The sequence below is a fragment of the Roseateles toxinivorans genome (assembly GCF_004362525.1).
Taxonomy (GTDB): domain Bacteria; phylum Pseudomonadota; class Gammaproteobacteria; order Burkholderiales; family Burkholderiaceae_C; genus Paucibacter; species Paucibacter toxinivorans.
In genome coordinates this window covers 17,106-39,003 of the sequence record NZ_SNXS01000017.1, presented here as the reverse complement: position 1 = coordinate 39,003, position 21,898 = coordinate 17,106, and the positions used below count along the sequence as shown (strand labels likewise).

Here is a 21,898-nt window from a genome sequence, read left to right as displayed (position 1 = left end):
GACTCAGCGATTGTGATCGAGCGCCAGGTTCAGCTGCAGCACATTGACGCGAGGCTCACCCAGCAGGCCCAGGTCCGGGCCCTCGGTGTGGACTGCGATCAGCCGCTGTACAGCCTCGGGCGAGAGCTGACGCTCGCGGGCGACGCGGCCGGCCTGGTAGCGGGCGGCGGCTACTGTGATGTGCGGGTCCAGGCCGCTGGCAGAGGCCGTCACCAGGTCGGCGGGCACCGGCAGCTGGTTGTCCGGATCGCCCGCACGCAGCGCCTCGACCCGCCCCTTGACGGCATCGACCAGGGCCGGGTTCAGCGGGCCCTGGTTCGAGCCGCTGGAGCCTGCCGCGTTATTGGCCATGGGCCCGGTGGCCGAGGGGCGGCCCCAGAAGTATTTGGGCGCCGTGAAGCTCTGGCCTATCAGCTCGGAGCCGACGGTCTTGACCCCTTCGGTGATCAGGCTGCCCGCCGCCTGTTGCGGGAACAGCAGCTGGGCAGCGCCGGTGACGGCCACGGGATACAGCAGGCCGGTGATGGCACTGAGCAGCACCAACGACACCAGGGCGGGACGCAGGATATTCGACATGAAGTGACTCCTTAAACGAGGTGGCCGGCGACCAAAATCAGGTCTATGACCTTGATGCCGATGAAGGGCACGATCAGGCCGCCCAGGCCATAGATCAACAGATTTCGGCGCAGCAGCGCGGCCGCACCGATGGCGCGGTACTGCACGCCCTTGAGGGCCAGCGGAATCAGCGCAACGATGATCAGCGCATTGAAGATCACCGCTGACAGGATGGCCGAGCTGGGGCTGTGCAGGCCCATCACATTCAGCGCCGTCAGCTGCGGATAGACGCCGACGAACATCGCCGGGATGATGGCGAAGTACTTGGCCACGTCGTTGGCGATCGAGAAGGTCGTCAGGGACCCGCGCGTCATCAAGAGCTGCTTGCCGGTCTCGACGATCTCCAGCAGCTTGGTCGGGTTGGAGTCCAGGTCCACCATATTGCCGGCCTCCTTGGCCGCCTGGGTGCCGGTGTTCATGGCCACGGCCACATCGGCCTGGGCCAGGGCCGGGGCGTCGTTGGTGCCGTCACCGGTCATCGCCACCAGCCGCCCCTCGCCCTGGTACTCGCGTATCAGCTTCAGCTTGGCCTCGGGCGTGGCCTCGGCCAGGAAGTCATCGACGCCGGCCTCGGCGGCAATCGCGGCGGCCGTCAGGCGGTTGTCGCCGGTGATCATCACCGTCTTGATGCCCATGCGGCGCAGCTCGGCAAAGCGCTCCTTGATGCCGCCCTTGACGATGTCCTTCAGCTCGACCACGCCCAGCGCGCGGGCGCCGTCTGACACGACCAGGGGCGTGCTGCCGCGGCGTGCCACGTCATCAATCAGCTGGCTCAGCTCGGTGGGGAAGGTGCCACCCAGCGCCTGCACATGCTGGCGCACGGCCTCGCCTGCGCCCTTGCGAATGACGCGCCCGCCGGCCAGATCGACGCCACTCATCCGCGTCTGTGCGGTGAAGGGCACGAACTGGGCCTGCAGCGAAGTCATGTCACGCTCGCGGAGGTTGAAACGGGTCTTGGCCAGCACAACGATGCTGCGGCCCTCGGGCGTTTCATCGGCCAAGGACGACAGCTGCGCCGCATCGGCCAGCTGCTGCTCGGTCACACCCGGCACCGGCATGAAGGCGCTGGCCTGGCGGTTGCCCAGCGTGATGGTGCCGGTCTTGTCCAGCATCAGCACGTCCACGTCACCGGCGGCCTCGACGGCACGGCCCGAAGTGGCGATGACATTGGCCTGCATCATGCGACTCATGCCGGCCACACCGATGGCGGACAGCAGGCCGCCGATGGTGGTCGGGATCAGGCAGACCAGCAGGGCAATCAGCGCGGTGATGGACACCACGGTGCCCGCGCCTGCCGCTTCGACGCTGAACATCGAAAACGGCAGCAGGGTCACGGTGACGACCAGGAACACCAGCGTCAGCGCCACCAACAGAATCGTCAGCGCGATCTCGTTGGGCGTCTTCTGGCGCTTGGCGCCCTCGACCATGGCAATCATGCGGTCCAGGAACGACTCACCAGGGTTGACGGTGATGCGCACCACCAGCCAGTCGGACAGCACGCGCGTGCCGCCGGTGACCGAGCCGAAGTCGCCGCCCGACTCGCGGATGACCGGAGCCGACTCGCCGGTGATGGCGCTCTCGTCCACCGAGGCCACGCCTTCGATGACTTCGCCGTCCAGCGGGATCATGTCACCGGCCTCGACCAGCACGACATGGCCCTTGCGCAACTCGTCCGATTGCACCGGATGCCATTGGGAACCATGCTTGGGCTCGTGCAGCTTCTTGGCCCAGGTGCGGGTCTTGAGGCCGCGCAGCGAGGCCGCCTGGGCCTTGCTGCGGCCCTCGGCCATGGCCTCGGCTAAGTTGGCGAACAGCACGGTGAACCACAACCACAGCGCGATCGCCAGCATGAAGGTCGAGCCCTCGGTGCCTGCAACGGCCGGCACACGCAGGCTGAGAAGCCACAGCAGGCTGGTCAGCAGCGAGCCGATGTAGACGACGAACATCACCGGGTTGCGCCACTGCAGGCGCGGGTCCAGCTTGATGAAGGACTCGCGCAAGGCGGGGCCTACCAGCTTGGGATCAAAAAGCGAGAAAGCGGTTTGGGTATTCAGAGTGGTCATGATTCAGACCTTCATCAGAAGCAGGTGCTCGACGACAGGCCCCAGGGCCAGCGCGGGCACGTAATTGAGCAGGCCCACCAGCAGCACCGTGCCCACCAGCAGGGCGACAAACAGCGGCCCATGGGTGCCCAGCGTGCCGGCGCCGACCGGAATGCGCTTCTTGGCCGCCATGCTGCCGGCCAGGGCCAGCACCGGCACGATCACGCCGAAGCGGCCCAGCCACATCACGACGCCCAGCAGGATGTTGTAGAACGGTGTGTTGGCCGACAGGCCGGCGAAGGCGCTGCCGTTGTTGTTGCCGGCCGAGGTCAAGGCGTAAAGGATCTCCGAGAAGCCGTGCGCCCCGGGGTTGGCGATCCCTGCCTTGCCGCCGGCGGCCAGCACGGCAATCGCGGTGCCGATCAGCACCACCATCGGCGTGACGAGGATGGCGACGGACACCATCTTCATGTCATGGCTCTCGATCTTCTTGCCCAGGTACTCGGGCGTGCGGCCTATCATCAGGCCGGCGATGAAGACCGCCATCACGGCAAAGATCAGCATGCCGTACAGGCCGGTGCCGACGCCGCCGAACACCACCTCGCCCAGCTGCATCATTACCAGGGTGACCATGCCGCCGATGGGCGTCAGCGAGTCATGCATCGCGTTGACCGCGCCGCAGGAGGCGGCCGTGGTGATGACGGCGAACAGGCTGCTGGCGGTGATGCCGAAGCGGGCCTCCTTGCCCTCCATATTGCCGCCGGCCTGGGTGGCGCTCAAGCTCTGGTCGACACCGAGTGCGGCCAACAGCGGATTGCCCGCCTGCTCAGCGGCCGTGGCCGTGATCACGCCGGCAATGAACAACACGCTCATCGCCGCCAGAATGGCCACGCCTTGGCGCTTGTCACCGACCAACTGGCCGAACGTGAAGCACAGCGCGGCCGGGATCAGGAAGATGGACAGCATCTGCGCGAAGTTGCTCAGCGGCGTCGGGTTCTCGTAGGGATGTGCCGAGTTGGCATTGAAGAAGCCGCCACCATTGGTGCCCAGCATCTTGATCGCCTCCTGCGAGGCCACCGGGCCCATGGCAATCTGCTGACTCTGCTCCAGCCCGGACACATCGACATAGGCGCTGAAGTTCTGGATCACGCCCTGCCCCACCAGGAACAGCGCGAACACAAAGGACAGGGGCAACAGCACCCACAGCGTGACACGGGTCAGGTCAACCCAGAAGTTGCCAATCGTGCCGGAGAGCTTGGAGGCAAAGCCGCGTATCAGCGCAAACACCACCGCAATGCCGGTGGCGGCCGAGACGAAGTTCTGCACCGTCAGCGCCAGCATCTGCGTCAGATAGCTCATCGTGGACTCGCCGCCATAGCCCTGCCAGTTGGTGTTGGTGACAAAGCTGATGGCGGTGTTGAAGGCCGAGTCGGGCGAGACCGCGGCCATGCCCTGCGGGTTCAGCGGCAGCAGACCCTGCAGGCGTTGCAGCGCATAGGCCGCCAGCACGCCCAGGAAGTTGAACAGCAGCAAGGCGAAGGCGTACTGCTTCCAGCCCATGCCCTCGTCGGGCGTGACGCCGGCCAGGCGGTAGAAGCCGCCTTCAACGGCCCCCATCCAGCGCGGCAGGGTGCCCTCGGCCACCCGCGAGAGCCACTTCGACAGCGGCCAGGCCAGAAGCAGCAGAATGCTCATGAAGAGGGCAAGATTGAGCCAGGCAGAGGTGCCCATTCAGAACTCCTCGGCGCGCAGCAACGCATACAGCAGGTAGATGAAGAGGGCCGCGGCGGTGAAGCCGCTCAGCCAGTAGAGAGCGCTCATGACGCGGCTCCGGTGGATTGCGATGCACAGAGCTTAAAAATCGGCGCGTCAAGTTGGCGTAGAAGCTGGGGCGGCCGGTATCAAGAATCTGTAAAGATGCGGGTCGCGGTTCTTGGCTCGGCTGCCCCGGATTGCATCCGGGCTACGTCACCGGGGTGCCGCCTGGCCTTTCAATCGTTTGCCCCCGGGAGAGACACATGACCAAGGGATACTGGATCGCACGCGTCGATATCACCGACTTCGAAGCCTACAAGGCCTATATCGCCGCCAATGCCGAGCCGTTCAGGCAGTTCGGCGCGCACTTTCTGGTGCGCAGCGGTCGCATGGAGAATCCCGAGGGCGGCAGCCGCAGCCGCAATGTCGTGATCGAGTTCCCGTCCTACCAGGCGGCGCTGGACTGCTGGCATTCACCCGCCTACCAGGCCGCGGTGCAATTGCGCCTGCCGGTCTCGACCATAGACCTGATCATCATCGAGGGCTATGACGGCCCGCAACCGACCTGACCCCATTGCCATGACCGAGCGCCATACCATCCTGCTGGCCACGCCATCCGTTGACGACTACCGCCGCCTGCGCGCCGAATCGGGCCTGAGCCCCAAGACCGAGGCAGCCGCGCTGCGCGGCCTGCCCAACAGCCTGTTCGCGGTCCAGATATTGCACGAGGGTCATGCCGTCGGCATGGGCCGCGTCATCGGCGACGGCGGCTGTGTCTTCCAGGTGGTTGACATTGCCGTGCTGCCCGCCCACCAGGGCCAGGGCCTGGGCAAGCGCATCATGGCCGAGGTCATGCGCTATCTCGAGGCCGAGGCGCCGGAAAGTGCCTACGTCAGCCTGATCGCCGACGGCCCGGCCAAGGACCTCTACGCGCAATTCGGCTTTGTGCCCACCGCGCCGCTGTCCATAGGCATGGCCTGGAAGCGGCAGGGCTCCTGACTGATTCACGACAAGGCAGATCCAAACGTGTCCCCATACGAACTTGAGCATTACCTGAGCGCCCACATCCCCCTGTCCAAGGCGATGGAGGTGGAGGTGCTGCAGGTCGGCACCGACCATGTGCTGCTCGGTGCCCCACTGGCGCCCAATATCAACCATCGCGAGACGGTGTTCGGTGGCAGCGCCTCGGCGGTGGCCATTCTGGCCGCCTGGTCGCTGCTGCACACCCGGCTGCTGAGCGAGGGCATCAGCACACGGCTGGTGATACAGCGCAACACGATGGACTATGAACTGGCCATCACCGGCGACTTCCGCGCCGAGTCGGCCCTGGTCGATCCGGCCGGCTGGGGTCACTTCTTGCGCATGCTCAGGCGCAAGGGCAAGGCCCGCATCGCCGTCGTGTCGGTGCTGAGCTGCAAGGGCGAGATCGTCGGCCGGTTGCAGGGCGAGTTCGTGGCGTTGGGGGCCGAACCACTGCCCGTGGCCGCACCCGAGGTCGAGCAGCCCGATCTCACGCCGACTGAACCGCTGCTGTTCGAGACCGAGCGCCTGCGCGCACGCCTGCTGACGCCGGCAGATGCCGATGCGCTGCATGCCGTCTATGGCGATGCCGAGGCGATGCGCTGGGTCGGTGACGGCCAGCCGCTGGACCATGCCACCTGCCTGCGCTGGATAGGCGTGACGCAGCGCAACTATGCCAGGCGCGGCTATGGCATGTCGGCGCTGGAGTTGCGGGCCACCGGCGCGGTGATCGGCTTCTGCGGCATCGTCCACCCCGGCGACCAGCCCCATGCCGAGCTGAAGTACGCCTTGCTGCGCACCTGCTGGGGCCAGGGCCTGGCCACCGAGGTGGCGCAGGCGATGTTGGCCTATGGCGCCAGGCAGCATCAGCTGTACGAGATCATCGCCACCGCCGCCCCGGATAACGCCGCCTCTCGCCGGGTGCTGAGCAAGGCCGGCATGCAGCATGTGGACAGCCATCAGTACGACGATGGAAGCACCACCGAGCTTTATCTCTGGCGCGATGGTGTGACGCCTGCGCCTTAGAATGCTCCCGCCAGCCCTCACCGGCTGGCAGCGTTCTCAGGGCGGGGTGAAATTCCCCACCGGCGGTAGCCGCAGGATTCGTCCCGCGGAAGCCCGCGAGCGCCCGGCAGCCGCGTCAAAGCGGCTATCGGGGTCAGCAGATCTGGTGCGATGCCAGGGCCGACGGTCACAGTCCGGATGAAAGAGAAACGCGAGTACCTCGGCCGCTGCATGCCCGACTCAAACGCGAGTCATGACGTGCGGTGGCTGCGTTGTCGCGCGCCCTGATTCTGACAATCCTGACCTTCAAGGAATCTCATGAATCAGATCCTCAGCAAGACCTCCTCCCCCACCCCGGCGGCTCGCGTCGCCATCATCTGTGCCAGCTGGCATGGCGTCATCGTCGGCCAGGCCCGCGCCTCCATGCTGGCCGAGTTCGAGCGAAGTCGGTGGCCGCTCAGCCAGATCGACCAGTTCGAGGTGCCCGGCGCCTTCGAGATACCGCTGCTGGCCAAGAAGCTAGCGCAGACCGGCCGCTATGAGGCCATCATCGCCTGTGCCTTTGTCGTCAACGGCGGCATCTACCGGCATGAGTTCGTGTCCAGCGCGGTGATCGACGGGCTGATGCGCGTGCAGCTCGACACCGAGGTGCCGGTGATGTCGGCGGTGCTGACACCGCGCGACTTCCACGACCACGCAGACCATCAGCAGTTCTTCGCCGAGCACTTCGTCAAGAAGGGTATTGAGGTGGCCAGGGCTTGCCTGGCGACGATGGCGGGCCTGAAGGCTTTGCGGCCGATCTCCGCTTAAGCTCCTCAGCGTGGCGTCTGACCATCGGACGCCACGCCTCTGCCCGTAGCGGGAACCCAGGACCCAGGTGCCACCACCTGCGGCTCGGCCGGATCGGCCATATAGTGCGGCGACATGATCTGCACGCCGTTCTCATTGAACACATCGAGCACATTCCCGTGCAGCTGGTTCATCGCGTCGACCCGCCGCCGCGGCGCCTGCTTGTTGCTTTGCGCGCAGAGCCGGTACTCGATGTAGAAGTCAGACAAGGCCGTCTGCACGACATAGGGGGCCGGGTCTTGCGCCACGCCGGCCGTGCGCCGGGCGGCCTCCAGCAGCATGGCATGCACCTGGCGCCAGGGCGTGGCATAGCCAATCGTCACCGAGGTATGCAGCACGAAGTGGCCATCCTCGACCAGGCGCGAGAAATTGCGCACCGGTTGGTTGGAGACCAGCGTGTTGGGCAGGCTCACCTCCTCGCCCATGCGGGTGTGGATGCGGGTGGCGAACATGCCCAGGCTCACCACCGAGCCCTCGGTGTCATCGATCTTGACGTATTCGCCAACGCGCAGCACACGGGTGTACATCAGGCTGAAGCCCGACAGGACCTGACCCACAATGCTCGACGCCTCCAGCGACAGCATCACCCCGGCCAGCACCGACACGCCCTTGAACGCGTCGCTGTTGGCGCTTGGCAGATAGGGGTAGGCCATGGCCAGCGCGAACAGCCAGATCACCACGGTGCCCAGGCTGCGCGTCGGGCCGGCGGTGTCGGCATCGAGCCAGCCGATATGCAGATCGTCGCGCTCGACCCGCTGCAGAAACAGGCCGACGGCCCTGCTCACCAGCCGGGCCAGCACAAAGATCAGGGCCGCCGTGACCAGCCCCGGCGATGGCCAGCGCAAAGCGCTCCAGCACCTCCAGCAGCCAGGCCGTCGAGCGCTCGCCCCAGGGCCGGGTGTAGGCGAACTGGCGCAGCACATAGGTGATCCAGAAGTCCAGCAGCAGCAAGAACAGGCCCCAGCTCACCAGCCCGGCCATGAAGCGGGCCGCCGGCCGCGCATGCTCGGCATAGGTGGCGACGAGGGCGCGGGTCTGGCTCGCACCATGCCAGCCCTGGAACTGCGCGTCCAAGCGGGCCAGCAGCTTGCCGCGCAGCATCAACACCAGGCGCATCAGCAGATAGGCCACCACCGTCGCCACGACGGAGTAGGCGGCGCCCTCGGCCAGGTGGCGCGGGTCGGCGAACTCGCGGCTCTCCCGGACCGCGAGCTGCAGCCGGTGCATCACGTCGAGCGAGGCCGCGTCGAGCATGGCGCCGGGCCGCGAGCCGCTCAGGTCGCCGGCGACGAAGCAGGCTGGCCCGGAAGTCGACGATGCGGCGGTTGTGGAACAGCAGGGGCGTCGCGGCCGGAGCCGAGGCCGCAGCCGGCGGCGCCGAGGGTTCCGGAGTCTGGGCAAGGGCCGAGGGCGCAAGCACCAAGATCCAGACCAGGCCCAGCAGCATCGTGACGACTCGGCACCGTTTTGACCATTGGGCGGCGGGATGTTGCAAGCAGCGGCTCCGGCTGCAAGTTGGACGCCGACAGCTTGCCACACCGCATCGCCGCCGTCATCCGATCGGCGTGCAGCGCGTTGTTGCTAAAGCCAAGGAAGCTTGGTAAAAGCCCCTCGTGGGCCAGAACATGCCGAGCGCGCAGGCGCACCCACGGTCGAGAAACCCTGCTGGAATCTTCTATGCAAATCCAACCCCTCATGCGCCAAACCTGGGCCGCCTTCATGTTGTTGCTGGTCCTGGTGGCCTCGGCCACCGCCCAGCGCGGCGGCGATGACGGCGAGTACCAGATCCTGCAGGCCCGCTACGGCACGGCCAACCGCAACATCGACGTCACCCAGCGGCTGAAGGAACTGGCCAGCCAGGACCAGACCTTTCGCATCGACAACAACACCTTCGGCACCGACCCGGACTACGGCCACGTGAAGACGCTGCGCATCTTCGCCCGCGGCAAGAACGGCCAGACGCGCACCTTTGAATACGGCGAGGGCAGCTATGTCGATGGCAACCAGTTCACCGGCTGGCGGGGTGGCAACTGGGGCCAAGGAGGCTGGTCCGGCGGCTGGGGCGACGGGCCCGGGAGGCCCGGTGGTGGCCACCAGGGCAATGCGGGGGACGATGGCGACTACCAGATCCTGCATGCCCGTTACGGCACCGCCAACCGCAATATCGATGTGACGCAGCGCTTGAAGGAGCTGGCCAGCCAGGACCGGCGCTTCCGCATGGGCAATGACTCGTTCGGTACCGATCCCGACCCAGGCCAGGTCAAGACGCTGCGCATCTTCGCCCGCGGCAAGAACGGCCAGACCCGCACCTTCGAATACACCGAGGGCAGCTATGTCGATGGCAACCAGTTCACCGGCTGGGGTGGCGGCAACTGGGGCCATGGCGGCTGGAGCGGTGGCTGGGGTAGTGGCGGCAGCGGTGGCCATGGCTACGGCGGACTGGAGATTCTCAGTGCCAGCTATGGCACCGGCGGCCGCAGCATCGACGTCACCGCGCGGCTGCGCTCGCTGATTCGCAATGACCGGCTGGACGTCAAGGTCGACAACCGCATGGCCGGCTCAGACCCCGCCCCCGGTCGCCCCAAGTCGCTGAGTGTCAGTTACAGCACCGGTGGGCGCACGTACCAGGCGCGGGTGGACGAGAACGACCACCTGCGCATCCCTTGAGCGCAGTGGCGGCAGCCCCGCCAGCGTTCACTCCTGCGGCCGCACCAGCCGCACCACCAGCCGGGTGGATCTGAGCACGTCGGCGCGGGTCTCGCCGGCCCCCAGATAGACGGCCCAGCCCAGCAGAAAGGCCGTGTTGCCGGCGTTCTCGGTGCTGCGGCCGCGCATCACATTGCCGTAGTTGTAAGGGTTGACCGACTCCTGATTGACGTTGAGCGTGCTCGACCAATGCCAGTCGCGCGGCGCGGCCGGGAACAGCAGGGCGTCGGGGCCGGCCGGCTTGGCCCCCTTGTCCACAAGCCGCCGCAACTCGTTGACCCGCGGCAGCCGCCAACGCAGCCCCTCGGCCTTGCTGCGGCTGGCGGCCAGGGCGCTGGCCTGGGCATGTGACATCAGCCGCGGCGTGCCGGTGCAGGTCTTGCCATCCCACTGCATGCCCTCGACACAACGCGCCCAGACCAGCTTGGCCCGCTCGTCGAGCACATGTGCGCCGTCCTCCGACGGCTGCATCGCATTGGGGGCCGCCGTCGCTGCCGTGCCGGCAAGCGTCAGCAGCACGCAGCAACAGACCGCCTTGCTTGAAAAGGTATTCATCGGACCATGCTACGTGAAAGCGTCCGAACCTGGCCAGGGCGGTTCAACCCTTGCCCAGCGCGGGCCGGCCGAACAGGCTTGAAGCATTGCTGATCGGCCCGAGTTCGGCCGCTGCGGCGAGCAGCGCGGGCGCCAGCTCACGTGCGCGCGCAGCGCTGAAGCGCGTGCTGGGGCCGGCGATGCTGATCACGCCGATCGCCTCCTGGCGACGAAACACCGGCGCCGCGATGGCCGCCATGCCGGGCGCGAAGACCTCGTCGATCACCGCGTAGCCGCGCACCCGCGCCGCGTGCAGAAAGCCCACCAGCGCCTTGATGGTGGTCGGCGCCTTGGGTCCGTACTCCGCCGGCTTGCCGAAACCCTGGCGCGACACCAGTTCGAACGCGCGTTCATCGCTCAAGGTCATCAACCAGGCGTGGCCGGAGGCCGTGCAGGACAGCCGCGCGTCCATGCCCATATCGGGGTCGTAGCGCAGCCCGGTCTGCCGCATGCCCTGCGACTTGGCAACCCAGGTGAGGCGGTCCTCATCGACGATGGACAAACGCACCAGTTCGCCCGAGGTCTGCGCCAGCCGCTCCAACAGGGGCTCGGCGATATCGACGATGCCGGCGCTGCTCAGGAAGCCCAGTCCCATGGACACCACCTTGGTCGTCAGCACATAGTCGCCCTGCTTGCGGGCCTGGCGCACATAGCCGTAGCGCTGCAGATCCGCCAACAGGCGGTGGCAGGCACTGAGCGGAATGTCCAGCTCCGCGGCGATGAGGCTCAAGGGCAGACCCTGAGGGTGCTGGATCAGATGCTCCAGGACCGCGAGTCCCCGTTCAAGTGCTATTCCCATTTCTCGTATTGTGAAACAAGTTTCCAGAACGGAAAGACTTTCTGGGTGCGGGCCAACAATCGATGGCATGAGCGCAATCATCTACGTCCTCAACGGTCCCAACCTGAACCTGCTGGGCGTGCGCGAGCCGCATCTGTACGGCAGCACGGCGCTGCCCCAGGTCGAGCAGCTGTGCCACCGTGTCGCCGCCGAGCTGGGGCTGGTCTGCGAGTTCCGGCAGACCAATCACGAGGGCGTGCTGGTGGACTGGATCCAGGAGGCCCGTGAGCGGGCGGCGGCGCTGGCCATCAATCCGGCCGGCCTGTCGTTCAGGTCCATCCCGCTGCTGGATGCGCTGAAGACCCTGGATCAGCCGATCGCCGAGGTCCACCTGACCAATATCCACCGGCGCGATCCGCTCTACCAGCACTCGCTGGTGTCGCTCGCCGCCACCGGCGTGATCTGCGGCTTCGGCGTCTTCGGCTACGAGCTCGCGATCCGGGCGCTGGCCCATCGCCTCGCGGCTGCGCCGGCCTGAAGCATCCACGCACGCCCTCATCACAATTCCAAAGGAGACAACCATGAACCGTTCGATCGATCGCCGCACACTGCTGGGCGCGGGCGCCACGCTCGCGGCCGGCGTCATGCTGCCGGCCTGGGCGCAGACCCCGCCCACCTTGCGCTTCGCCGCCGTGTTCTCCGACAAGGACATCCGCGCCGAGATGATGAAGATGTTCGCCAAGGACATCGAGTCCGACTTCAAGCTCGAGATGCACCTGAACTCGACCTTGTTCCGCCAGGGCACCGAGCTGGTGGCCCTGCAGCGCGACAACCTGGAGATGGGCAATATCTCGCCCCAGGACATCTCCAAGCAGGTGCCCGCCTGGTCGCTGCTGACCTCGGCCTATCTGTTCCGTGACGCCAACCATCTCAACAGCTTCTTCGCCAGCGAGGCGGGCGTGCAGATGAAGAAGCTGGTCGAGGACCAGGTCAAGGTGAAGATCCTGGGGCCGACCTTCTTCGGCACGCGCCATCTGGGACTGAAGGCGAAGAAGCGCATCAACGTGCCCGCCGATCTGGCCGGCGTGAAGCTGCGCATGCCGCCCGGCGACACCTGGCAGATGCTGGGCCGCTCGGTCGGCGCCAACCCGACGCCGATGGCCTATGCCGAGACCTACACCGGCCTGCAGACCGGCGCCATCGACGGCCAGGACAATCCGCTGCCCAATGTGCAGAACATGAAGTTCTACGAGGTGATGTCGCAGATCGTGCTGACCTCGCACCTGGTGGCCTTCGACCTGCTGACCGTGAGCATGAAGACCTGGCAGGGCATGACGCCGGCCCGGCAGCGCGCCTTCCAGGCCGCCGCCGACAAGGCCATTGCCTGGAGCACGGCCGAACACCAGAAGCGCGAGGCCGAGCTGGCCGAGACCTTCCGCAAGCAGGGGCTGGAGGTCTATGTGCCCAATATCGCGGCCTTCCGCGAGCACGCCCAGAAGGTCTATCTGGGCTCGGACGAGGCAAAGACCTGGCCGGCCGGCATGCTCGACAAGATCAATGCGATGAAGTGAGGTGGGCATGCTGCGTCGGCTCATGAGCTCGCTGCACCGCTTCGCGGAAGCGGTCGCGGTGGCCCTGCTCGCGGTGATCTTCATCGCCTTCATCGTGCAGATCGCGCTGCGCTATCTGTTCAACTGGCCGGTGGGCTGGACCACCGAGCTGTCGCTGGCGGCCTGGCTGTGGCTGGTGCTGTGGGGCGCGGCCTTTGTCTTGAAGGATGCGGACGAGATCCGCATCGACCTCCTTGCCGAGCGGGCGAGCCGGCGCACGCGCCGTGTGATCGGCTCCATCGGCGCGCTGAGCCTGATCGTGCTGTTCGGCATGTCGCTGCCGGCGTCCTGGGCCTACGTGACCTTCATGAAGGTCGAGAAAAGCTCCTACCTGGGTATCCGCATGGACGTGATGTACTCGATCTACCTGGTGTTTGCCGTCGCCGTCATGGCCCGCAGCCTGCTCCAGCTGGTCCGCGGCCCCGCCGCGCAGGGCGGTGACGCGCCCACCCCGCCGTCCGCGCTGTGAACCTCACCAGCCCTTTCTCGCTGGCGCTGGCCGTCATCGTGGCGCTCAGCCTGCTGGGCGTGCCCGTCGGCCACGCAATGATTGGCGGCTCGGTCCTGTACCTCTACCTCAAGGGCATGGACATGGGCACGGCCGCGGAGCAATTGCTCAACGGCACCTACTCCAGCTTCCTGCTGCTGGCGATACCGCTGTTCATCCTCGCCGCCAGCATCATGAGCACCGGCAGCATCCTGGACCGCCTGCTGCGCTTCTGCAATGCCATCGTGGGCCGCTTTCCCGGCGGGCTGGCGCAGGTCAATGTGCTGCAGAGCATCGTGTTCGCCACCATGTCGGGCTCCGCCCTGGCGGACGCCGCCGGCTCGGGCAAGCTGATGCAGGCGATGATGACCAAGGACGGCAAGTACACACCGGGCTTCGCCGCGGCGTTGAGCGCCGTGTCCTCGGTGATCGGGCCCATCCTCCCGCCCTCGATACCGCTGGTGCTGTATGCCCTGGTGTCTGGCACCTCGATCGGCTATCTGTTCATCGCCGGCGTGCTGCCGGGCCTGCTGCTGGGCGCCGTGCAGATGGGGCTGATCTATGTGCTGGCACGGCGGCGTGGCTTCCCGGTGGAGCCCAAGACGCCGCTGCGCGAGATGCCCCGCATCACGCGCGAGGCCTTCCCGGCGCTGATGCTGCCGGTCATCCTGCTGGGTTGCATGTACAGCGGCGTGACCACACCCACCGAGGCTGCCGGCATCGCCGCCGCCTACGCGCTGCTGATCTCGGCGGGGCTGTACCGCAGCATGGGATGGCGTGACCTCTACGACGCGCTGCTGTCCAGCGCGCGCATGAGCATCTCCATCGGCATGCTGATCGCCGGCGCACTGGTGTTCAACTACGTCATCACCTCGGAGAACATCCCCGCCACCCTCAGCAAGTCTATGCAGGGACTGGATCTTTCGCCCTTGGGCTTTCTGCTGCTGGTCAACCTGATCCTGCTGGTGCTGGGCATGTTCCTGGAAGGGTCCACCATCATCCTGGTCATGCTGCCCGTGCTGCTGCCTACCGCGACCGCTCTGGGCATAGACCCGGTGCACTTCGGCGTGATGGCGGTGCTGAACATCATGATAGGTCTGGTGACGCCGCCCTATGGCCTGCTGCTGTTCATGATGATGCGCATCGCCGATGTATCCCTGACGGTGCTGATGCGCGATGTGTTCCCCTTTCTGCTGGTCATGCTGGGCGCCCTCGCACTGGTGACAGTGTGGCCGGATATGGTGCTGTGGCTGCCGCGGCTGATGGGGTACCGGGGGTGAGCAAGGCGGGTGGCGACAAGCTGCTCGTCGGCCTGATCGGCGCCGGCATCCAGCGCTCGCTCAGCCCGGCCCTGCACGAGGAGGAGGCGCGCCATCACGGGCTGCGCCTGCACTACCAGCTGATCGACCTGGAACTCAGCGGAGCGACTCCGGAACACTTGCCGACCCTGCTCGCCGCCGCCCGCGCGATGGGCTTTGCCGGCCTCAACATCACCTATCCGTGCAAGCAGGCGGTGATCCCGCTGCTCGACGAACTGTCGCCACAGGCGCAGGCGATGGGAGCCGTGAACACCGTGGTGCTGCACGGCGGGCGGCTGGTCGGCCACAACACCGACGGCTCGGGTTGGGCCTGGGGCTTTCGGCGGGTACTCCCCGAGGCCGACCTGGGCTGCGTGGTGCTGCTCGGTGCCGGTGGCGCCGGCTCGGCCATTGCCGATGCCGTGCTGAGCCTGGGCGCGGCGCGGCTGCGCCTGGTGGACACCGACCCGGCGCGGGCCCAGTCGCTGGCCGACGCGCTGAACCTGCGCTATCCGTTTCGCGCCAGTGCGCACGGCGATGCGGCTCAAGCCCTGCAACGCGCGACCGGGCTGATACACGCCACCCCCACCGGCATGGCCAAGCTGCCCGGCCTGCCACTCGCGGCCGAGCTGCTGCGGCCCTCGCTGTGGGTGTCGGAAGTCGTCTACGTTCCGATCGAGACCGAGCTGCTGAGGACAGCCCGCGCCCTGGGCTGCCCGACGATGGATGGCGGCACGATGGCCGTGGGCCAGGCGGTGGGCGCATTCGAGCTGTTTACCGGACTCAAGGCCGACGCGGCGCGCATGGAACAACACTTTCGGCAGCTGCTGGAACACCGGAGAAACTGATGCTCGGACAGGCTGCATTGGCCATGTGGTGGGACATCGATGCCGAGGTGCGCGACGAGTTCGAGCACTGGCACTCTCACGAGCACTTCCCGGAGCGGCTGGCGCTGCCCGGCTTCCAGCGGGCCTCGCGCTGGGCCGATGCCGATGGCGGCCCGGGCTTTTTCGTCATCTACGAACTGGCGGGCTATGAGGCGCTGGTTTCGCCGGAGTACCAGGCACGCCTGAATGCGCCCAGCGACTGGTCGCGCAAGATGATGCCGCACCACCGCAGCATGGTGCGCAGCCCATGCCGTGTGCTGGACAGCCGGGGTGGCGCCGTGGCGGGCCAGGCCATCACGGTGCGCTTGTCACCTGCGGCCGGCGGGCAGGAGCGCCTGCGCAGCCACCTGCGCTCACTGGTGCAGCGACTTCCGACGCAGCCGGGTCTGGTCGGGACTCAGCTGCTGCAGACCGACACCCCGGCCATCGCGCCGACCACCGAGCAGCGCATACGCGGCCTTGCCGATCGAGCGGCAGACTGGGTCTTCATCGTGACCGGCTACGACGCCCTGGCGCTGCGGCGGCTTGCCGAGGCCACGCTGTCGGCGCCGGCGCTGCAAGATGCCGGTGCGGCGGCCGGGGCCATCACGGCAACTTACACGCTCAGGCTCTCATTGGCTGCCGCGGAATCGCTGCCGCCGGACGGTGTATCGTCCGCGGCATCGTGAGCAGAAACGGAAGACATGTGTGAGCCCTCAGCAGCCGCCCCACCCCTATCCGATCGGCACCCCGGGCACGCCCTGGGGCGCGGCTGAAAAGGCCCTCTGGCTGAGCCGCCAGCGGCTGCAGCGCAGCTATGCCGAGGAGGTGGTCGCGCCTCTCAAGGCCGGCCTGCCCGCGCCGGCCGAGTTGATCCAGTACGGGACGCTCGACTATGCACGCCTGGGGCTGGGAAGCTATCCGCTGTACGCCGTGCGCAGCCGTCGCTGGAACCCGGATCTGCCCGTGGTGCTGGTCACCGGCGGCGTGCACGGCTATGAGACCAGCGGTGTGCAAGGCGCACTGCAGTGGCTCAGGCAGGAGTTCGGCCGCCATGCCGCGGCCGTCAATCTGCTGGTCCTGCCCTGCATCAGCCCCTGGGGCTACGAGACCGTCAACCGCTGGAACCCCGACGCGCTGGACCCGAACCGCCAGTTCAGGCCAGACAGCCCGGCCGCCGAGTCGGCGCTGGCCATGGCCTGCGTGGCGGCCCAGGGTGCACGGATCGACCTGCACGTGGACCTGCACGAGACCACCGACACCGACAACAGCGAGTTCGGCCCCGCCAAGGCGGCGCGGGACGGCAAGGCCTTCGACTGGCACGCCATTCCCGATGGCTTCTATCTGGTGGGCGACACCGAACGGCCGGTGCCCGATTTCCAGCGTGCGCTGATCGCCGCGGTGCGAAGCGTGACCCGCATCGCCGAGGCCGACGGGCAGGGCCGCCTCATCGGCGAGCCGCTGCAGCAGCCGGGCGTGATCAACTACCCCCAGCGCTCGCTGGGCCTGTGCGGAGCGATGACCGCCGCGCGCTTTGTGACCACCACCGAGGTCTATCCGGACAGCCCGACGGCGAGCCCGGCCCAGTGCAACGAGGCTCAGGGGGCGACGGTGACGGCCGCGATAGAGTTTCTGCTGCGGGGTTGAGGGAGCGGACTCGACAGGGCGCTAAGCCCACGCAAGGGTCTCAGTCACTCAACCACATTGCCCCACATACCCGCAGGCGGTGCAGAACTCGCAGCCGTCCTTGTGGATGACGGTGTGGTTGCCGCATTCCGGGCAGGGCGAGCCGGCCATCAGTGCGGGTTGGGCCCCGGGCTTGGCGCTGCGGTGGGACGGGTTCTCCAGCACGCCCATTTCGCGCAGCGGGAAGCCCTGCTCGTCGAGCACACCCAGCATCGCGTAGCGGTGGATGATCAGCCGCGCGACATAGGCCACCGTGGAGGGCCAGACCTGCTGGCGGCGCTCGCCGGGCACCGGGGCCATGAAGTGGCCCAGCGGTTCGCCGACATTGAGCATCTTGCGCAGCTTCATGCCTATCCAGCCCGGGTCGACGACACGCATGTCCAGTGACAGCAAGCGCGCCAGCCCGTCGTAGGCGCGCGGGTAGTTGCCCGAGAAACCCAGGGCGCAGGGCCGGGTGTTGCCCCCCACCTCCTGGCCCGGCAGGCTGACCTCCTTCAGGGTCAGGGTGAAGGCCTCGTTGGTGGCCGGGTTCTCGATATCGACCGCCCAGGCCAGGGTGCCCGACGGCCCGGTGCGCGGCTCGTCGCGACTGAACATCGCATCCAGTACCGGCGTCGGGCCGGTCTGCGCCCAGACCCCGAGCTGCTCGCAACGCCAGCGGATCACGGCAGCCGTGGCGGCGACGACGCCGGGGAACAGGCGGCGTTCGCCGTGCGGCGGGAAGGGCATGTCGAACGAGCGCTCCTCGGCCACCGTGGTCAGGGCGTCGAGCTTGAGCTTGAGCCATTGCGCGTCATTGGCGCGCATGTCCATCGACAGAGTCTTGGCCAGGGCCGCCAGGCCGCGCGGCTGCTCGGCGCCATTGACCCAGACCTCGAACGGCAGGGTCGCGCCGAACAGGCCCATGCCCGGGCCCTCGGCCGGCAGCTCGCCAACGAACAAGGCGAACTCGCCGTGCGGGTGCTGGATCATGAAGCTCCAGGCCGGATTGCCACCCGACAGATCGGGCCGGCTGGGCCAGCGCAGCGAGGCCAGCACCGGCGCGGCGGGCAGGCGCTCCAGGCGCAGGCGCTGGTTGGTGCCATCGGTGGGCAGCAGCGGTTGCGGCGTCACCTTGGGCGCGCTGTCCACGCTCAGCACCGAACCGAGAATGCTGTTGGGCCGATAGGTGGCCAGGCCCTTCAGGCCGGAGCGCCAGGCGTGCAGGTACAGATCCTGGAAGTCCTCGTAGGGATAGTCGGCCGGCACGTTGACCGTCTTCGAGATCGAGGTATCGACGCAGGGCGCAACCGCCGCGACCATCGCCTCGTGCGCATGGGCGCTGAGCTCCAGCGCGGTGACGAAGGCCGGCGTCAGCGGCGTGTCCTTGCCCTTCAGATGGCGGTACAGACGCCAGGCATGGTCCTCGACCGCATACTCCTTGTAGCTGCCATCGGCCATGCGCTTCTTGCGCGTATAGCTCCAGCTGAACGGCGGCTCGATGCCATTGCTGGCATTGTCGGCAAAGGCCAGGCTGATGGTGCCGGTGGGTGCGATCGACAGCAGGTGCGAGTTGCGCAGGCCGCTGGCGCGAATGCGCTCCTTCAGCGGGCCGGGCAGGCGCGAGGCGAAGTTGCCGCGGCTCATATACATATCGGCATTGAACAGCGGGAAGGGGCCGCGCTCCTTGGCCAGATCGACCGAGGCGCCATAGGCGGCGTCGCGCATGACCTCGCTGATGTGGCGCGCCATCGAGCGCGCCGCGTCGCTGTCGTAGTGCAGATTGAGCATGATCAGCGCATCACCGAGGCCGGTGAAGCCCAGGCCCACGCGGCGCTTGTTGGCCGCCTCCTGCTGCTGCTGCGGCAGCGGCCAGACGGTGACGTCGAGCACGTTGTCCAGCATGCGCGTGGCCACGGCGCAGACCTCGGCGAAGGCGGCGTCATTGAAGCGCGCTTCGGCCTCGAACGCATGCTCGACGAAGAAGGTCAGATCGACGCTGCCCAGGCAGCAGCAGCCATACGGAGGCAGGGGCTGCTCGGCGCAGGGGTTGGTGGCCGTGATCGTCTCGCAGTAGCTGAGGTTGTTGTCCTTGTTGATGCGGTCCAGGAACAGCACGCCGGGTTCGGCATGGTCGTAGGTGGAGCGCATGATCTGGTCCCACAGCTCGCGGGCCTGCAGCTTGCGGTAGACCCATTGGCCGTCGCCGCGCTGGTAGGCGCCATCGGCCTTGGCCTTGACGCCGGGCTCGGCACGGTGCACCAGCTCGATCGGCGCGTCGGCCTGCACGGCCTCCATGAACTCGTCGGTCACGCCGACCGAGATATTGAAGTTCTTCAGGTCGCCCTGGTCCTTGGCGTGGATGAATTCCTCGATGTCCGGGTGGTCGCAGCGCAACACGCCCATCTGGGCGCCGCGGCGCGAGCCGGCCGACTCGACCGTCTCGCAGGAGCGGTCGAACACCCGCATATAGCTGACCGGCCCCGAGGCGCTGCTCTGCGTGCTGCCCACCCAGGCGCCGCGCGGGCGGATGCGCGAGAAGTCGTAGCCGACTCCGCCGCCGCGGCGCATCGTCTCGGCCGCCTCGGTCAGGGCGGTGTAGATGCCGGGGTGGCCGTCCTCGAACTGGGCGATCGAGTCGCCCACCGGCTGCACAAAGCAGTTGATCAGGGTGGCGCTCAGATCGGTGCCGGCGGCGGAATTGATGCGCCCGGCAGGGATGAAGCCGCGGCGCTGGGCGTCCAGGAACCTGGCCTCCCACAGCGCGCGCTGCTCGGGCGCCTCGGCCACGGCCAGGGCGCGGGCCACGCGCAGGCGCACGGCGTCCAGATGCTGCTCGTCACCCTTGGCGTATTTCTCCAGCAGCACCTCGCCGCTGATGGTCTGCGGCGGCAGGTTGCCGGCATCGACCGGGGGGCTGGGACGGGTGGCGGATTCGCTCATGAACACTCCTCTATTGTTTGCACACTGGGCATCGGCGCACTGTGAACCAGAGCCGGGCGGCGTGCAAGGATGCAGATCAAGTCCACGGTGGATACAGGTGGAAACATTTGACACACAAGGGTCGCAGACTTGACACGGGATTGATACGTGAAGCGGGCACAGTCACTGCATTGATCGCTGTCAACGCACGGAGCCACCCCATGACGTCCCGCCAAACCCTGAGCACCACCCTGAAGCGCTTGCTGGGCCGCCCTGCGGGCGCCAATGCCGTGCGCGGCACCTGGCGCGAGGTGCGGCCGGCGCCCACCTGCTACCGCCCGCACACCGGTCCGCTGAGCGCCTTCCACAGCGACAATCTGCCCGGCTTCTACCGCAGCGAGGCCTTTGCTGAAGACCTGTACGAGAGCTACACCTCGCCCCGCTGAGGCCTGCGGCCCCGCCGCCTATCGATCGACAGCCCGCCCCGCGCGGGCTTTTTCTTGCGCGCCACCCGTTGCGCTGAAACAATTGAAACATGGGCCGGTCGGCGGGAAATGACGGTGATACATGGCGGCGCGACAGTGGCAGGCAAGGCCAAGAGCCGCAACCCGCACCGGAACCCTCCCATGTCCAATCCCGATCTCGTGTCATCCGCGCTGCGGCGCTTCTTCGCGCCGCAGCAGGGCCTGCACCTGCCCTGGTTGGCCCTGCAGCCGCGCTCGGCCGCCCACGGCCCGAGCTGGGCCGACTTCGCCGACACCCAGCCGGGCGTGTTCCACGCCGAGGCCCACCTCGAACAACAGCGGAGCCAGGCATGATGGTTCATGTCAGTGCTTGCTCCGCTGCTCCGGCCTGGCCGGCGACCATGCCGCCCGCCTCGGCCCGATATGATGCCCCCCAGAACAAGATTGGAGCCACGGCCATGACGGAGCCCCACAACCCCGCGACGGTGCTGGTCGTGGACGACGAGCCCGAGCTGCGCGAGCTGCTCAGCGAATACTTCACCCGCCACGGCTTCGTTGTGCAGACCGCCGCTGACGCCGCCCAGGCCCGCGGCCTGGTGGCGGCGGGCCGCCCCGATCTGGCCCTGCTCGACGTCAATATGCCGGGCGAGAACGGCCTGTCGCTGGCCCGCTGGCTGCGCGAGGCCCACCCCGGCACCGGCCTGGTGATGCTGACCACGGCCGGTGAGTCGGTGGACCGCATCGTCGGCCTGGAGCTCGGCGCCGACGACTACATGCCCAAGCCCTTCGAGATGCGCGAGTTGCTGGCGCGCGTGCGGGCGGTGCTGCGCCGCCTGCAGACGGCGCCTCCGGTGGCCGCTGCGCCGGCCGCCGAGCCCCTGGCCCAGGGCGGCAACGGCAAGCGCGTGCAGTTCGGCGCCTGCTGGCTGGACCTGGACGAGCGCCGCCTGACCGGCGCCGACGGCGCGGCCATAGACATCACCGCCGCCGAGTTCGACCTGCTGGCCCTGTTTGCCCGCCACCCCAACCGCCCGCTCAACCGCGACCAGATCATGGAGCAGGCGCACAACCGCGGCTGGGACGTGTTCGACCGCTCGATCGATCTGCGCATCATGCGTTTGCGCCGCAAGATCGAGCGCAATCCCGACAAGCCCGAGCTGATCAAGACCGTGCGCAATGTGGGCTACGTCTTCGTGCCCGGCGGCGGCGCGATCTGAGCAAG

The 21,898-nt window shown here is 67.4% G+C and carries 23 protein-coding genes and 1 riboswitch; of the genes, 15 read left to right on the top strand and 8 right to left on the bottom strand.

What is annotated here, in order from left to right:
- Positions 1-3: 3 nt before the first annotated feature.
- From kdpC to kdpF, 4 genes are read right to left on the bottom strand one after another with little or no spacing between them, the layout of a single operon-like run.
- A complete protein-coding gene (gene kdpC, locus DES47_RS27655; RefSeq protein WP_133704017.1) occupies positions 4-576 on the bottom strand; it encodes a potassium-transporting ATPase subunit KdpC in 573 nt (190 codons plus the stop codon).
- 11 nt (positions 577-587) lie between these two features.
- Positions 588-2,678 carry a potassium-transporting ATPase subunit KdpB gene (gene kdpB / locus DES47_RS27650; RefSeq protein ID WP_133704016.1) on the bottom strand — a complete coding sequence of 697 codons (2,091 nt, stop codon included), beginning with the start codon at positions 2,676-2,678 and terminating at the stop codon, positions 588-590.
- A gap of 3 nt (positions 2,679-2,681) precedes the next feature.
- The gene (kdpA, locus tag DES47_RS27645; RefSeq protein ID WP_133704015.1) at positions 2,682-4,388 is read right to left on the bottom strand and encodes a potassium-transporting ATPase subunit KdpA; all 1,707 of its coding nucleotides are present in this window, start codon (positions 4,386-4,388) and stop codon (positions 2,682-2,684) included.
- On the bottom strand, positions 4,389-4,478 hold the full coding sequence (gene kdpF / locus DES47_RS27640) for a K(+)-transporting ATPase subunit F (RefSeq protein WP_133704014.1): 90 nt from the start codon (positions 4,476-4,478) through the stop codon (positions 4,389-4,391).
- Positions 4,479-4,675: 197 nt separating this feature from the next.
- Between kdpF and DES47_RS27635 the strand changes: the two genes are divergently transcribed.
- From DES47_RS27635 to DES47_RS27620, 4 genes are all read left to right on the top strand, one after another.
- The gene (locus DES47_RS27635; protein ID WP_133704013.1) at positions 4,676-4,981 is read left to right on the top strand and encodes a DUF1330 domain-containing protein; all 306 of its coding nucleotides are present in this window, start codon (positions 4,676-4,678) and stop codon (positions 4,979-4,981) included.
- A 10-nt stretch (positions 4,982-4,991) separates the two neighbouring features.
- On the top strand, positions 4,992-5,411 hold the full coding sequence (locus tag DES47_RS27630) for a GNAT family N-acetyltransferase (protein ID WP_133704012.1): 420 nt from the start codon (positions 4,992-4,994) through the stop codon (positions 5,409-5,411).
- Positions 5,412-5,438: 27 nt separating this feature from the next.
- Entirely contained in the window at positions 5,439-6,458 is a 1,020-nt protein-coding gene (locus tag DES47_RS27625; RefSeq protein WP_133704011.1) for a YiiD C-terminal domain-containing protein, read from the top strand.
- 28 nt (positions 6,459-6,486) lie between these two features.
- Positions 6,487-6,652: riboswitch (FMN riboswitch) on the top strand.
- A gap of 103 nt (positions 6,653-6,755) precedes the next feature.
- The gene (locus tag DES47_RS27620; protein WP_133704010.1) at positions 6,756-7,247 is read left to right on the top strand and encodes a 6,7-dimethyl-8-ribityllumazine synthase; all 492 of its coding nucleotides are present in this window, start codon (positions 6,756-6,758) and stop codon (positions 7,245-7,247) included.
- 5 nt (positions 7,248-7,252) lie between these two features.
- Here DES47_RS27620 and DES47_RS27615 read toward each other — a convergent pair whose 3' ends face one another.
- On the bottom strand, positions 7,253-8,131 hold the full coding sequence (locus tag DES47_RS27615) for a mechanosensitive ion channel family protein (RefSeq protein WP_166652221.1): 879 nt from the start codon (positions 8,129-8,131) through the stop codon (positions 7,253-7,255).
- Between the two features lie 832 nt (positions 8,132-8,963).
- On the opposite strand from DES47_RS27615, the gene DES47_RS27610 reads away from it, so the two are divergent.
- Positions 8,964-9,953 (top strand): DNAJC11 domain-containing protein, encoded by a 990-nt coding sequence (locus DES47_RS27610; protein ID WP_133704008.1) that lies wholly within the window; start codon positions 8,964-8,966, stop codon positions 9,951-9,953.
- A 27-nt stretch (positions 9,954-9,980) separates the two neighbouring features.
- On the opposite strand, the gene DES47_RS27600 is transcribed toward DES47_RS27610, so the two are convergent.
- Together DES47_RS27600 and DES47_RS27595 are read right to left on the bottom strand one after the other, a co-directional pair.
- Complete coding sequence (locus tag DES47_RS27600; protein ID WP_133704007.1) at positions 9,981-10,547, bottom strand: Lcl C-terminal domain-containing protein; 567 nt, start codon at positions 10,545-10,547, stop codon at positions 9,981-9,983.
- 43 nt (positions 10,548-10,590) lie between these two features.
- Positions 10,591-11,385, bottom strand: coding sequence for an IclR family transcriptional regulator (locus tag DES47_RS27595; protein ID WP_133704006.1), 795 nt, complete (start codon positions 11,383-11,385; stop codon positions 10,591-10,593).
- A gap of 67 nt (positions 11,386-11,452) precedes the next feature.
- Between DES47_RS27595 and DES47_RS27590 the strand changes: the two genes are divergently transcribed.
- Genes DES47_RS27590 through DES47_RS27560 form a run of 7 tightly spaced genes read left to right on the top strand, consistent with a single transcriptional unit; the run spans position 11,453 to position 17,272 of the window.
- Positions 11,453-11,902, top strand: a complete 450-nt coding sequence (locus tag DES47_RS27590) for a type II 3-dehydroquinate dehydratase (protein WP_133704005.1) — start codon at positions 11,453-11,455, stop codon at positions 11,900-11,902.
- A 43-nt stretch (positions 11,903-11,945) separates the two neighbouring features.
- Positions 11,946-12,935: a TRAP transporter substrate-binding protein DctP gene (dctP, locus tag DES47_RS27585; RefSeq protein WP_133704004.1), complete on the top strand. Its 990-nt coding sequence runs from the start codon at positions 11,946-11,948 to the stop codon at positions 12,933-12,935.
- Positions 12,936-12,942: 7 nt separating this feature from the next.
- Positions 12,943-13,443 carry a TRAP transporter small permease gene (locus DES47_RS27580; RefSeq protein WP_133704003.1) on the top strand — a complete coding sequence of 167 codons (501 nt, stop codon included), beginning with the start codon at positions 12,943-12,945 and terminating at the stop codon, positions 13,441-13,443.
- Complete coding sequence (locus DES47_RS27575; protein ID WP_133704002.1) at positions 13,440-14,741, top strand: TRAP transporter large permease; 1,302 nt, start codon at positions 13,440-13,442, stop codon at positions 14,739-14,741. The genes DES47_RS27580 and DES47_RS27575 overlap by 4 nt, the downstream gene beginning before the upstream one ends.
- Positions 14,738-15,607: a shikimate dehydrogenase gene (locus DES47_RS27570; RefSeq protein WP_208115139.1), complete on the top strand. Its 870-nt coding sequence runs from the start codon at positions 14,738-14,740 to the stop codon at positions 15,605-15,607. The genes DES47_RS27575 and DES47_RS27570 overlap by 4 nt, the downstream gene beginning before the upstream one ends.
- Entirely contained in the window at positions 15,607-16,314 is a 708-nt protein-coding gene (locus tag DES47_RS27565; RefSeq protein WP_133704001.1) for a DUF4286 family protein, read from the top strand. The genes DES47_RS27570 and DES47_RS27565 overlap by 1 nt, the downstream gene beginning before the upstream one ends.
- A gap of 19 nt (positions 16,315-16,333) precedes the next feature.
- On the top strand, positions 16,334-17,272 hold the full coding sequence (locus DES47_RS27560; RefSeq protein WP_243748488.1) for a M14 family metallopeptidase: 939 nt from the start codon (positions 16,334-16,336) through the stop codon (positions 17,270-17,272).
- A gap of 48 nt (positions 17,273-17,320) precedes the next feature.
- Here DES47_RS27560 and DES47_RS27555 read toward each other — a convergent pair whose 3' ends face one another.
- Positions 17,321-20,233, bottom strand: coding sequence for an adenosylcobalamin-dependent ribonucleoside-diphosphate reductase (locus tag DES47_RS27555; RefSeq protein WP_133703999.1), 2,913 nt, complete (start codon positions 20,231-20,233; stop codon positions 17,321-17,323).
- Between the two features lie 200 nt (positions 20,234-20,433).
- Here DES47_RS27555 and DES47_RS27550 point away from each other — a divergent pair, with 200 nt between their 5' ends.
- The 3 genes from DES47_RS27550 (at position 20,434) to DES47_RS27540 (ending at position 21,893) form a co-directional block, all read left to right on the top strand.
- A complete protein-coding gene (locus tag DES47_RS27550) occupies positions 20,434-20,658 on the top strand; it encodes a hypothetical protein (protein ID WP_133703998.1) in 225 nt (74 codons plus the stop codon).
- A gap of 180 nt (positions 20,659-20,838) precedes the next feature.
- The gene (locus DES47_RS27545; RefSeq protein ID WP_133703997.1) at positions 20,839-21,030 is read left to right on the top strand and encodes a hypothetical protein; all 192 of its coding nucleotides are present in this window, start codon (positions 20,839-20,841) and stop codon (positions 21,028-21,030) included.
- 104 nt (positions 21,031-21,134) lie between these two features.
- The gene (locus DES47_RS27540) at positions 21,135-21,893 is read left to right on the top strand and encodes a response regulator (RefSeq protein ID WP_133703996.1); all 759 of its coding nucleotides are present in this window, start codon (positions 21,135-21,137) and stop codon (positions 21,891-21,893) included.
- Positions 21,894-21,898: the final 5 nt, after the last annotated feature.